This is a genomic window from Streptomyces sp. NPDC002306, assembly GCF_053593435.1.
Genome location: NZ_JBSFCK010000001.1, coordinates 539,323 through 551,716 on the forward strand (window position 1 = coordinate 539,323; position 12,394 = coordinate 551,716).

The 12,394-nt window shown below is 70.7% G+C and carries 9 protein-coding genes; 4 read left to right on the forward strand and 5 right to left on the reverse strand.

Annotated features, from left to right (window positions below; all coding sequences use genetic code 11):
- Positions 1-31: 31 nt before the first annotated feature.
- Both sucD and sucC read right to left on the reverse strand, forming a co-directional pair.
- On the reverse strand, positions 32-973 hold the full coding sequence (gene sucD, locus ACWCQK_RS02335; protein ID WP_451150948.1) for a succinate--CoA ligase subunit alpha: 942 nt from the start codon (positions 971-973) through the stop codon (positions 32-34).
- Positions 974-987: 14 nt separating this feature from the next.
- A complete protein-coding gene (gene sucC / locus ACWCQK_RS02340) occupies positions 988-2,118 on the reverse strand; it encodes an ADP-forming succinate--CoA ligase subunit beta (protein ID WP_451150950.1) in 1,131 nt (376 codons plus the stop codon).
- Between the two features lie 143 nt (positions 2,119-2,261).
- Here sucC and ACWCQK_RS02345 point away from each other — a divergent pair, with 143 nt between their 5' ends.
- The 4 genes from ACWCQK_RS02345 to ACWCQK_RS02360 all read left to right on the forward strand — a co-directional run bounded on the left by ACWCQK_RS02345 (position 2,262) and on the right by ACWCQK_RS02360 (position 8,870).
- Positions 2,262-3,944: a thiamine pyrophosphate-binding protein gene (locus tag ACWCQK_RS02345; protein WP_451150952.1), complete on the forward strand. Its 1,683-nt coding sequence runs from the start codon at positions 2,262-2,264 to the stop codon at positions 3,942-3,944.
- A 10-nt stretch (positions 3,945-3,954) separates the two neighbouring features.
- The gene (gene frc / locus ACWCQK_RS02350; RefSeq protein WP_451150954.1) at positions 3,955-5,205 is read left to right on the forward strand and encodes a formyl-CoA transferase; all 1,251 of its coding nucleotides are present in this window, start codon (positions 3,955-3,957) and stop codon (positions 5,203-5,205) included.
- Positions 5,206-5,209: 4 nt separating this feature from the next.
- Positions 5,210-7,354 carry an acetate--CoA ligase family protein gene (locus ACWCQK_RS02355; protein ID WP_451151776.1) on the forward strand — a complete coding sequence of 715 codons (2,145 nt, stop codon included), beginning with the start codon at positions 5,210-5,212 and terminating at the stop codon, positions 7,352-7,354.
- Between the two features lie 124 nt (positions 7,355-7,478).
- On the forward strand, positions 7,479-8,870 hold the full coding sequence (locus ACWCQK_RS02360) for an OFA family MFS transporter (protein WP_451150956.1): 1,392 nt from the start codon (positions 7,479-7,481) through the stop codon (positions 8,868-8,870).
- A 169-nt stretch (positions 8,871-9,039) separates the two neighbouring features.
- Here ACWCQK_RS02360 and ACWCQK_RS02365 read toward each other — a convergent pair whose 3' ends face one another.
- The 3 genes from ACWCQK_RS02365 to ACWCQK_RS02375 form a co-directional block, all read right to left on the reverse strand.
- Positions 9,040-10,038, reverse strand: a complete 999-nt coding sequence (locus tag ACWCQK_RS02365) for a sugar phosphate isomerase/epimerase family protein (protein ID WP_451150958.1) — start codon at positions 10,036-10,038, stop codon at positions 9,040-9,042.
- A gap of 13 nt (positions 10,039-10,051) precedes the next feature.
- Positions 10,052-11,260 (reverse strand): Gfo/Idh/MocA family protein, encoded by a 1,209-nt coding sequence (locus ACWCQK_RS02370; protein WP_451150960.1) that lies wholly within the window; start codon positions 11,258-11,260, stop codon positions 10,052-10,054.
- An 80-nt stretch (positions 11,261-11,340) separates the two neighbouring features.
- Positions 11,341-12,393, reverse strand: coding sequence for a substrate-binding domain-containing protein (locus ACWCQK_RS02375; protein ID WP_451150962.1), 1,053 nt, complete (start codon positions 12,391-12,393; stop codon positions 11,341-11,343).
- Position 12,394 lies beyond the last annotated feature (1 nt).

Genomic DNA, 12,394 nt, shown 5'->3' on the forward strand with positions numbered 1-12,394 from the left:
CCACCGCCCGGCGGTGTGTCGTCGCTGCGTGTCAAGCGCGCGTGATGCCCTGGTCGTCCTCGTCCCGGGAGAGTGCGGACAGGACCAGCCGCGCGGTCTCCGTCGGTGTGCCGCCCACGCGCACCCCGACGGCCTCCAGGGCCCGTTTCTTCGCCTGGGCCGTGCCGGAGGAGCCGGACACGATCGCGCCCGCGTGGCCCATGGTCCTGCCCTCGGGCGCGGTGAAGCCCGCGATGTAGCCGACGACGGGTTTGGTGACGTGGTCGCGGATGTGGTCCGCCGCGCGTTCCTCCGCGTCGCCGCCGATCTCTCCGATGAGGACGATCAGTTCGGTGTCGGGGTCGTCCTGGAAGGCGGCCAGGCAGTCGATGTGGGTGGTGCCGACGACGGGATCGCCGCCGATGCCGACACATGTCGAGAAGCCGATGTCGCGCAGTTCGTACATGAGTTGGTAGGTGAGGGTGCCGGACTTGGAGACCAGGCCGATGCGGCCCGGCTTGGCGATGTCGGCGGGGATGATGCCCGCGTTGGACTGGCCGGGGGTGATCAGGCCGGGGCAGTTGGGGCCGACGATCCTGGTTCCCTTGCCCCGCGCGTACGCGGTGAAGGCGACGGAGTCGTGCACCGGGATGCCCTCGGTGATGACGACGGCCAGGGCGATGCCGGCGTCGGCGGCCTCGACGACGGCGGCCCGGGCGAACGCGGGCGGCACGAACACCACGGTGACGTCGGCTCCGGTGGCCGCCATGCCCTCGCCGACCGAGCCGAAGACGGGGACGGCGACGGAGGTGCTTCCCAGGCCCTCGGGGGACTGCGGGACGTCGAAGTCGACGGTGCGGCCCGCCTTGCGCGGGTTGACGCCGCCGACCACGTTCGTGCCGGCCGCGAGCATGCGCCGGGTGTGCTTCATGCCCTCGCCGCCGGTCATGCCCTGGACGAGGACCTTGCTCTCCTTGGTGAGGTAAATGGCCATGTCGTCCCGTCTCCTCAGGTTTCGGTGGCGAGTTGGGCGGCCCGGCGGGCGGCGCCGTCCATGGTGGTGGCCTGCTGGACCCGGGGGTGGGCGCGCTCGTCGAGGATGGCGCGGCCGCGGGCCGCGTTGTTGCCGTCGAGGCGGACCACCAGCGGTTTGGTCAAGCGGACGGTGTCCAGGGCCCGCACGATCCCGTCGGCGACCGCGTCGCAGGCGGTGATGCCGCCGAAGACGTTGACGAGCACGGACTTCACCGCCGGGTCGGAGAGGATGACGGACAGTCCGTCGGCCATGGTCAGGGCGGACGCCCCGCCGCCGATGTCGAGGAAGTTGGCGGGCCGCGCGCCGCAGCCCGCGACCACGTCGAGCGTCGACATGACCAGGCCCGCGCCGTTGCCGATGACGCCGACCTCGCCGTCGAGCTTGACGTAGTTCAGGCCCTTCGCGGCGGCCTCCTCCTCCAGCGGGTGGCCGTGTGTGGTGGTGTCGGCGCCCCAACGCTGCTGGCGGAAGCGGGCGTTGTCGTCGAGGGTGACCTTGCCGTCGAGCGCGAGGATCCGGCCCTGCCGGGTGCGCACGAGCGGGTTGACCTCGACCAGGAGGGCGTCCTCGGCGACCAGCACCTCCCAGAGCCGCACCAGGACGTCGACGGTCTGCGGCGGCAGGCCGGCCGCCGCGGCGATCGCGCCCGCCTTGGCCGAGGTGACGCCCTCGGCGGGGTCGACCGGGACGCGCGCGACGGCCTCGGGCCGGGTGGCGGCGACCTCCTCGATGTCCATGCCGCCCTCGGCGGAGGCGATCGCGAGGAAGCGCCCGGCCGAGCGGTCGAGGACGTAGGAGACGTAGAACTCGGTGTCGATGTCGACGGGTTGGGCCAGCATCACCGTGCCGACCGTGTGGCCCTTGATGTCCATGCCGAGGATCTGGCGGGCCGTCAGCTCGGCGGCGGCCGGGTCGGCGGCGAGCTTGACCCCGCCGGCCTTGCCACGGCCACCGGTCTTGACCTGCGCCTTGACGACGACGCGACCGCCCAGTCGGCGGGCGATCTCCCGTGCCTCCTTGGGCGAGTCGGTGACCTCGGCCCGCGGCACCAAGATGCCGTGTTCCTCGAAGAGTTGCCTTGCCTGGTGTTCGTACAGGTCCATCTCGGCTCCTGTCTGGAAAGTGCCGCACGCCCCCTGGACACCACCCACCGGATGCGGGATAACAAGCTTCATACAGTATTCGTCGACTGTATGCAATGTACCGCGAGAGCGTTCCCACCCCTACGAAGGGACAGGACTTCGCCATGCCCGACGACACGCAGGACGTGATTTCCGGCGGCCACCTCGTTGCCAAAGCACTCAAGGCCGAGGGGGTGGACCGCATCTACACGCTGTGCGGCGGCCACATCATCGACATCTACGACGGCTGCGTCGACGAGGGCATAGAAGTCGTCGACGTGCGCCACGAACAGGTCGCGGCCCACGCGGCCGACGGCTACGCACGCATCACGGGCAGGCCCGGCTGCGCGGTCGTCACCGCCGGCCCCGGCACCACGGACGCCGTCACCGGCGTCGCCAACGCCTTCCGCGCCGAGTCCCCCATGCTGCTGATCGGCGGCCAAGGCGCCCTCACCCAGCACAAGATGGGGTCGCTCCAGGACCTCCCGCACGTCGACATGATGACGCCGATCACCAAGTTCGCGGCGACCGTGCCGGACACGGCACGCGCGGCGGACATGGTCTCGATGGCGTTCCGCGAGTGCTACCACGGCGCGCCCGGTCCCTCCTTCCTGGAGATCCCGCGCGACGTCCTCGACGCCAAGGTGCCGGTGGCGAAGGCACGCGTGCCCCGGCCGGGCGCCTACCGCGCCTCGACCCGCTCGGCGGGCGACCCCGAGGCGATCGAGAAGCTCGCCGACCTCCTGGTGCACGCCGAGAAGCCCGCGATCCTGCTGGGCAGCCAGGTGTGGACCACCCGCGGCACCGAGGCCGCCGTCGACCTCGTGCGCACCCTCAACATCCCCGCGTACATGAACGGCGCGGGACGCGGCACGCTGCCGCCCGGCGACCCGCACCACTTCCAGCTCTCCCGCCGGTACGCGTTCTCGAACGCCGACGTCATCGTGATCGTCGGCACGCCCTTCGACTTCCGCATGGGCTACGGCAAGCGCCTCTCGCCGCAGGCCACCGTGGTCCAGATCGACCTCGACTACCGCACCGTCGGCAGGAACCGGGACATCGACCTCGGGATCGTCGGCGACGCGGGCCTGGTGCTGAAGTCGGTGACGGAGGCCGCGTCCGGGCGCGTCGACGGCGGCGCGTCGAAGCGCAAGGAGTGGCTCGACGAGCTGCGGGCGGCCGAACAGACCGCCCTCGACAAGCGGTTGCCCAGCCTGCGGTCGGACGCCTCACCGATCCACCCGTACCGCCTGGTGAGCGAGATCAACGACTTCCTCACCGAGGACTCGATCTACATCGGCGACGGCGGCGACATCGTCACCTTCTCCGGGCAGGTCGTGCAGCCCAAGTCGCCGGGCCACTGGATGGACCCGGGTCCGCTCGGCACCCTCGGTGTCGGCATCCCCTTCGTGCTCGCCGCGAAGCAGGCACGGCCCGACAAGGAAGTGGTCGCGCTCTTCGGCGACGGAGCGTTCTCCCTGACCGGCTGGGACTTCGAGACCCTCGTCCGCTACGACCTGCCCTTCGTCGGCATCGTCGGCAACAACTCCTCGATGAACCAGATCCGTTACGGCCAGGCCCAGAAGTACGGCCTGGAGCGGGAGCGGATCGGCAACACCCTCGGTGACGTCCGCTACGACGAGTTCGCCCGGATGCTGGGCGGTCACGGCGAGGAGGTCCGCGACCCCGCGGACATCGGGCCGGCGCTGCGCCGGGCCCGCGAGTCCGGCAAGCCGTCGCTGATCAACGTCTGGGTCGACCCGGACGCGTACGCCCCCGGAACCATGAACCAGACCATGTACAAGTGAGGTGGCCTTCATGACCGCAACGACCGGAACGCCGCCCAGGGCCCTCGACGGCATCCGCGTCCTGGACATGACCCATGTGCAGTCCGGGCCCTCCGCGACCCAGCTGCTCGCCTGGCTCGGCGCGGACGTCGTCAAGCTGGAGGCGCCGACCGGGGACATCACGCGCGGGCAGCTGCGCGACCTCCCGGACGTCGACTCCCTCTACTTCACGATGCTCAACTGCAACAAGCGGAGCATCACCCTCAACACCAAGACCGAGCGCGGCAAGGAGATCCTCACCGAGCTGATCCGGCGCTCCGACGTCATGGTCGAGAACTTCGGCCCCGGCGCGGTCGACCGGATGGGCTTCACCTGGGACCGCGTGAAGGAGATCAACCCGCGGATCGTCTACGCCTCCATCAAGGGGTTCGGCGACGGCCCGTACACCGATTTCAAGGCGTACGAGGTCGTGGCGCAGGCCATGGGCGGGTCGATGTCGACCACCGGTTTCGAGGACGGGCCCCCGCTGGCGACGGGCGCCCAGATCGGGGACTCGGGCACGGGTGTGCACGCCGTGGCGGGGATCCTCGCCGCGCTGTACCAGCGGGAGCACACCGGGCGCGGGCAGCGGGTCAACGTGGCCATGCAGCACGCGGTGCTCAACCTGTGCCGGGTGAAGCTGCGCGACCAGCAACGCCTGGCGCACGGGCCGCTCGCCGAATATCCCAACGACGACTTCGGCACGGAGGTTCCCCGGTCGGGGAACGCGTCCGGCGGCGGCCAGCCGGGCTGGGCGGTCAAGTGCGCGCCGGGCGGCCCGAACGACTACGTGTACGTCATCGTGCAGCCCGTCGGCTGGCGGCCGCTCACCGAGCTCGTCGGCCGGCCCGAACTCGCCGACGACCCCGAGTGGGCGACGCCGCGGGCCCGGCTGCCGAAGCTGGGCAAGATGTTCCAGCTGATCGAGGAGTGGTCCTCCACCCTGCCCAAGTGGGAGGTGCTGGAGCGGCTCAACGCCCACAACATCCCGTGCGGGCCGATCCTGTCCACCAAGGAGATCATCGAGGACGAGTCGCTGGTCGCCAACGAGATGGTGGTCACCGTGCCGCATCCCGAACGCGGCGAGTTCGTGACCGTCGGGAGCCCGCTCAAACTCTCCGACTCCCCCGTGGACGTGCGGAGTTCGCCCCTGCTCGGGGAGCACAACGAAGAGGTCTACGTCGGCGAGCTCGGGCTCGGCGACGAGGAACTGCGCCTGCTCAAGTCGAACGGGGTGATCTGACGTGATGGCCGAGGACCGGCTGCCGAGGGTACGCGCGCTCCTGGACTCCGTCCGGGCGCAGGGGCGCACCGCGCTCACCGCGCCCGAGGGCAAGGTGATCGCCGACGCGTACGGGATCGCCGTACCGGGCGAGGAACTGGCGACCGACGTGGACGAGGCGGTGGCGTACGCGGCACGCTTCGGCGGGCCCGTCGTGATGAAGATCGTCTCCCCCGACATCCTGCACAAGACCGACGCCGGCGGTGTCGTCGTCGGGGTCGAGGGCGCGAGCGACGTGCGGGCGGCGTTCCACCGGATCGTCGAGAACGCCCGGGCGTACGACCCCGAGGCCCGCGTCGACGGCGTCCAGGTGCAGGAACTGCTCCCGCGCGGGCAGGAGGTCATCGTCGGCGCGGTGACCGATCCGACGTTCGGGAAGGTCGTGGCGTTCGGGCTCGGCGGGGTGCTCGTCGAGGTGCTCAAGGACGTGACGTTCCGGCTGGCGCCGGTGGACGCCGACGAGGCGCTGTCCATGCTGGACTCGATCCGCGCGGCGGAGATCCTGCGCGGGGTGCGCGGCGCCCCGGCCGTGGACCGGTGGGCGGTCGCCGAGCAGATCCGCCGGGTGTCCGAACTGGTCGCGGAATTCCCGGAGATCGCGGAGGTGGACCTCAACCCGGTGATCGCGACCGCGGACGGCGCGGTCGCCGCCGACATCCGGGTGATCCTCGCCGAGTCGCAGCCTCCCCCGCGCCGCCGCTACACCCGCGAGGAGATCCTGACCAGTATGCGGCGGCTGATGCAGCCGTCCTCCGTGGCCGTGATCGGCGCCTCCAACGAACAGGGCAAGATCGGCAACTCGGTGATGCGCAACCTGGTCGACGGCGGCTTCGCCGGAGAGATCCATCCGGTGAACCCCCGGGCCGATGACATTCTGGGCCGTAAGGCGTACAAGAGTGTCACCGACGTTCCCGGTGAGGTGGATGTGGCGGTCTTCGCGATCCCCGCCAAGTTCGTGGCCTCGGCCCTGGAGGAGGTGGGACGCAAGGGGATCCCCAACGCCGTGCTGATCCCCTCCGGTTTCGCGGAGACCGGCGAGCACGCGCTCCAGGACGAGATCGTGGCGATCGCCGAACGGCACGGCGTCCGGCTGCTCGGACCGAACATCTACGGCTACTACTCGACGTGGCAGGACCTGTGCGCCACGTTCTGCACGCCGTACGACGTCAAGGGCGGGGTGGCGCTGACCTCGCAGTCCGGTGGCATCGGGATGGCCATCCTGGGCTTCGCCCGCACCACGAAGACGGGGGTGTCGGCGATCGTCGGCCTGGGCAACAAGTCGGACCTGGACGAGGACGACCTGCTGACCTGGTTCGGCGAGGACCCGCACACCGAGTGCATCGCGATGCACCTGGAGGACCTCAAGGACGGACGTGCCTTCGTCCAGGCGGCGCGCGAGACCATCACCAAGAAACCCGTCGTCGTCCTCAAGGCGGGCCGTACGGCGGCCGGAGCGAAGGCGGCCGGCTCGCACACGGGCGCGCTCGCGGGCGACGACGCCGTGTACGACGACATCCTCCGGCAGGCGGGGGTCATCCGGGCACCGGGGCTCAACGACATGCTGGAGTACGCACGCGGGCTGCCGGTGCTGCCCACCCCCAAGGGCGACAACGTCGTGATCATCACGGGGGCCGGCGGCAGCGGCGTACTGCTCTCGGACGCGGTGACCGACAACGGTCTGTCGCTGATGGAGATCCCGCCCGACCTGGACGCGGCCTTCCGCGCGTTCATCCCGCCGTTCGGGGCCGCGGGCAACCCGGTGGACATCACCGGCGGCGAGCCGCCGTCGACGTACGAGGCGACGATCCGGCTGGGTCTCGAGGACCCGCGCGTGCACGCGCTGGTGCTCGGCTACTGGCACACCATCGTCACTCCCCCGATGGTGTTCGCCGAACTCACCGCTCGCGTGGTGGCCGAGTTCCGCGAACGCGGCGTCGAGAAGCCGGTGGTGGCCTCGCTCGCTGGTGACGTCGAGGTCGAGGAGGCCTGCCAGTACCTCTACGAGCGCGGGGTCGTGGCGTACCCGTACACGACCGAGAAGCCGGTCGCCGTACTGGGCGCGAAGTACCGGTGGGCGCGGGCCGCGGGCCTGTTGGGGGGCGAGTCATGAGGTGAGTGGGCGCGGGGGCGGCCGACGGTGCGCGTCGGCCGCCCCCGGGGACCCGTGCGCGCACGAAAGGCATTTGGACAGGGGGCGCTGGCCAGATCTTTCGACGCAAGGGGTGCTGAGCGACATGACAACCACCGACTACTCGACGTCCGTCCCCTACAGGGAGGTGACGGACCGCAACGGCCGCGTGTACCGGATCGGCGAGACCGACCGGGACATCATGCGGCGGCCACGCTGGACCATGGTGCTCTTCCCGTGGATGGGCATGCTGGGCATCAGTTCCTCGGAGTACGCGTTCACCTCGGCCGAGGACACCCTCCACGAGGCGCATCTGTGGAGCAGCGGGCACATCTTCTGGCTGATGGGCGTCTGGATATTCTTCCAGGCCGCCGTGGCCTTCCCGGCCGGACAACTACGGGAGAGCGGCAGGCTGCCCGCGCGGTACGCGATGATGCTCGGCGCGCTGGGCACGGTCCTGGGCTATCTGTCCCTCGCGTACGCGCCGCACGTGATCGTCGCCTATCTCGGCTTCGGCATGTGCAGCGGCATCGGCGCCGGCCTCGTCTACGCGACCTGCGTGAACATGGTCGGCAAGTGGTACCCGGAACGCAAGGGCGGCAAGACCGGCCTGGTCAACGGCGGTTTCGCCTACGGCTCGGTGCCCTTCGTCTTCCTGTTCACCTCGTACATGGACCTGAGCAACTACAAGGGCGTCCTGGTGGCGGTGGGTCTCGTCTGCTGCGCCGTCGTCGCGTTCGCGGGCTGGTTCTTCAAGGACCCGCCGAAGAACTGGTGGCCGCGGCACGTCGACCCGCTCAAGCTGACCGACGACCCGAAGATCCGGCGGGCGCTGGAGAAGAACCCGCCGGCGGTGAAGCAGTACACGCCCAAGCAGGCCTCCCGCACTCCCGTGCTGTGGATGATGTGGTTCTGTCTGCTGTGCACGGCGGGGATCAACATCTTCGGCATCGCCTTCCAGGTGCCGTTCGGCAAGGACATGGGCTTCGCGGGCGGGATCGTGGCGACCGCGATGTCCCTGAAGGCGATCGTCAACGGCACCGGACGCGGGGTGATCGGCTGGATCTCCGACAAGTTCGGCCGCCGCAACACGCTGGTCATCGTGTGTGTGGTGCTGGGGACGGCCCAGTTCGGGGTGCTGATCTCCGGCCAGATGGGCAGCATGCCGTTCTTCCTGTTCTGCTCCATGGTCTCCGGCTTCGGCGGCGGCGCGATCTTCCCGCTGTTCGCGGCCATGACGGCGGACTACTTCGGCGAGAACCACAACGCCTCCAACTACGGGATGGTCTACAGCTCGAAGCTCATCTCGGGGCTCGTGGGCTCCGGTGTCGGCTCGATCGTGGTCCGCACCTGGGACTACGAGGGCGCGTTCGTCATCGCCGGTTCCATCGGGCTGGCGTCCGCGGTGCTCGCGCTCTTCCTCAAGGCGCCCGGACGGCCGCAGGCGCGGCGCCGCGTCGTTCCCAACCCGCAGCCCCTCGGCGAGGAGACGGCCTGACGGGCCGGCGGCACGGGCCCGGCCCGCGAGCCGACGGCGCCGGACGCGGGCCCGTCGCCTGACGAGCGCGTGCGGCGGCCCTCCCCGGAACACGGGGAGGGCCGCCGCACGCGCTCGTGTCAGGCTCGTCCGCCGTGAGGGGGCGGCCGGGTCGACGGGGACCGATGGGTCAGTTCGAGAACGCCGCGTCGAAGGAGGCCGACGGCGGCTCGAAGTCGTAGGCCTTGAGGCGGGTCAGCGCCTCGGGGGCGCCCTGGAGGCGGTCCATGCCGGCGTCCTCCCACTCCACGGAGACGGGGCCCTGGTAGCCGATGGAACGCAGCATGCGGAAGACGTCCTCCCACGGGACGTCGCCGTGCCCGGCGGACACGAAGTCCCAGCCGCGCCGCGGGTCGCCCCAGGGCAGATGGGAGCCGAGGCGGCCGTTGCGCCCGTCGAGGCGCTTGCGGGCCTCCTTGCAGTCCACGTGGTAGACGCGGTCGCGGAAGTCCCACAGGAAGCCGACCGGGTCGAGGTCCTGCCACACGAAGTGGGAGGGGTCGAAGTTGAGACCGAAGGCCGGTCGGCGGTCGACCGCGTCCAGAGCGCGCTGGGTCGTCCAGTAGTCGTAGGCGATCTCGCCGGGGTGGACCTCGTGCGCGAACCGCACGCCCTCGGCGTCGTAGACGTCCAGGATCGGGTTCCAGCGTTCGGCGAAGTCCGCGTAGCCGCGCTCGATCATCGACTCCGGAACGGGCGGGAACATGGCGACCAGGTGCCAGATGGCGGAGCCGGTGAAACCGATGACGGTGTCGACGCCGAACGCGGCCGCCGCCCGCGCGGTGTCGGCGATCTCGGTGGCGGCCCGCCGCCGTACCCCCTCCGCCTCCCCGTCGCCCCAGATCCGGGGCGGGAGGATGGCGCGGTGGCGCTCGTCGATGATGGCGTCGCAGACCGCCTGGCCGACCAGGTGGTTGGAGATCGCCCAGCATTTCAGGCCGTACTTGTCGAGGAGTTCGTGGCGCGAGGCGAGGTACCCGGGATCGGTCAGGGCCTTGTCGACCTCGAAGTGGTCTCCCCAGCAGGCGAGTTCGAGTCCGTCGTAGCCGAAGTCGCGGGCCAGTCGGCAGACCTCCTCCAGCGGGAGGTCGGCCCACTGGCCGGTGAAGAGTGTGAAGGTGCGCGGCATGTCGGGGGCCTCCTCAGACCGCTATGGGGGTGTAGACGGCGTTCTTCGCGGCGCTCTCCTCCACCGCGGCGAGGACCCGCTGCACCTGGAGCCCGTCCGCGAAGGAGGGTTCGGGGCGGCGGCCCTCGGCGATCGCGTGGACGAGATCGCGGGCCTGGTGGACGAAGGTGTGCTCGTAGCCGAGGCCGTGGCCCGGCGGCCACCACGCGTCCAGGTAGGGGTGATCGGGTTCGGTGACCAGGATGCGGCGGAAGCCGGCGTGCGTGGCGGGCTCGGTGCCGTCGTGGAAGGAGAGTTCGTTGAGGCGTTCCAGGTCGAAGGCGAGCGAGCCGCGGGCGCCGTTGAGCTCGATGCGCAGGGCGTTCTTGCGGCCGGTGGCGTACCGGGTCGCCTCGAAGGAGGCGAGGGCGCCGGAGGCGAACCGGCCGGTGAAGACGGCCGCGTCGTCGACGGTGACCGGTCCGGTGCCCGCGGCGGACACGGTGGCCAGGCCCGCGGTCGGGCCGCCGGGCAGCGGGCGCTCGCGGACGAAGGTCTCGGTGAGCGCGGAGACCCCGGCGAGCGGCTCGCCGGCGAGGTACTGGGCGAGGTCGACGATGTGGGCTCCCAGGTCGCCGAGCGACCCGGATCCGGCGTGTTCCCTGCGCAGCCGCCAGGTGAGCGGGAACGCGGGGTCGGTCAGCCAGTCCTGAAGGTACGTCACCCGTACGTGCCGCAGGGTGCCGACCCGGCCGTCGCGGACCATCCGCCGGGCCAGCGCGGCAGCGGGCACGCGGCGGTAGTTGAAGCCGACCATCGTCAACTGGCCGTTGTCGTGGGCGTTTTGGGCGGCCGATGCCATCGCCTCGGCCTCCTCCACGGTGTTCGCGAGCGGCTTCTCGCACAGCACGTGCTTGCCGGCCGCGAGCGCGGCGAGGGCGATCTCGGCGTGGCTGTCGCCGGGGGTGCAGATGTCGACGAGGTCGACGTCGTCCCGGGCGACCAGCGCACGCCAGTCGGTCTCCGTCGCAGCCCAGCCGTGCCGGTCCGCCGCCGCGCGCACGGCGGCGGCGTCGCGGCCGCAGATCGCGGCCATCACCGGCCGCCGGGGCAGGTCGAAGACATGGCCCGCGGTGCGCCAGCCCTGGGAGTGGGCGGCGCCCATGAAGGCGTAACCGACCATGCCGACGCGCAGCGGCGGTTTCGCGGACTCGGGTTCCTCTGACTGCTGCGGCTGTCCCATGGGTCCTCCTCGTCGACGTGGCGCGGTGGGGGGTGGGGCCTGGCCCGGCGGTGCGGGTCAGGCCCGGCGGAGCGAGCGCCTCACTTGAAGCCGGTGGACAGGTACTGGGCGACGTTCTCCTTGTCGACGACGGCGGAGTAGAGCGTGATCGACGCGGGGATCTCGAACTCGGCGAGGCCGCCGACGCCCTTGCCCTGGCCGAGGGCGCGGGCGAGGTCGATGGCGGAGGCCGCCATGGACGGCGGGTAGAGGACGGTCGCCTTCAGGACGCCCTTGTCCTGCTGGATGGCCTGGAAGGCGGAGAGCGCGCCGGCTCCCCCGACCATGAGGAAGTCGTCCCGCCCGGCCTGCTCGACGGCCCGCAGCGCACCCACGCCCTGGTCGTCGTCGTGATTCCAGATCGCGTCGAACTTGGACTGGGCCTGGAGGAGTTGGGCCATCTTGGCCTGCCCGGACTCGACCGTGAACTCGGCGGCCTGACGGGCCACCTTCGTGATGTTGGGGTAGTTCTTCAGCGCGTCGTCGAAGCCCTGGGTGCGCTGCTTGGTGAGTTCGAGGTTGTCGAGTCCCGCGAGTTCGACCACACGGGCGCCGGACTTCCCCTTGAGCTTCTCCCCGATGTAGTGACCGGCGTTCAGGCCCATGCCGTAGTTGTCGCCGCCGATCCAGCAGCGGTACGCCTGAGGGGTGTTGAAGATCCGGTCCAGGTTGACGACCGGGATGCCCGCGCGCATCGCCTGGAGCCCGACCTGGGTGAGGGCCTTGCCGTCGGCGGGCAGCACCACCAGCACGTCGACCTTCTTGTTGATCAGGGTCTCGATCTGGCCGATCTGCGCGGCGGTGTCGTTGGAGCCCTCGGTGATCTCCAGGGTGACGTCGGAGTACTTCTTGGCGCGGTTCTGGGCGTTGTCGTTGATGGCGTTGAGCCAGCCGTGGTCGGCCTGCGGGCCGGCGAAGCCGATGGTGACGGGCTTGCCGGGCCGGTCGTCGGCGGCCGGCCGGTCGCTGGCGGCCGGGCTCTCGTCCTTGGTCTCGTTGCTCGTGCAACCCGTGAGGAAGGCACCGGCGGAGACCGCCGCCGTTCCGAAGAGCAGTCCCCTGCGACTCGTGGTGCGGCTGGTGAGCTGTGGCATG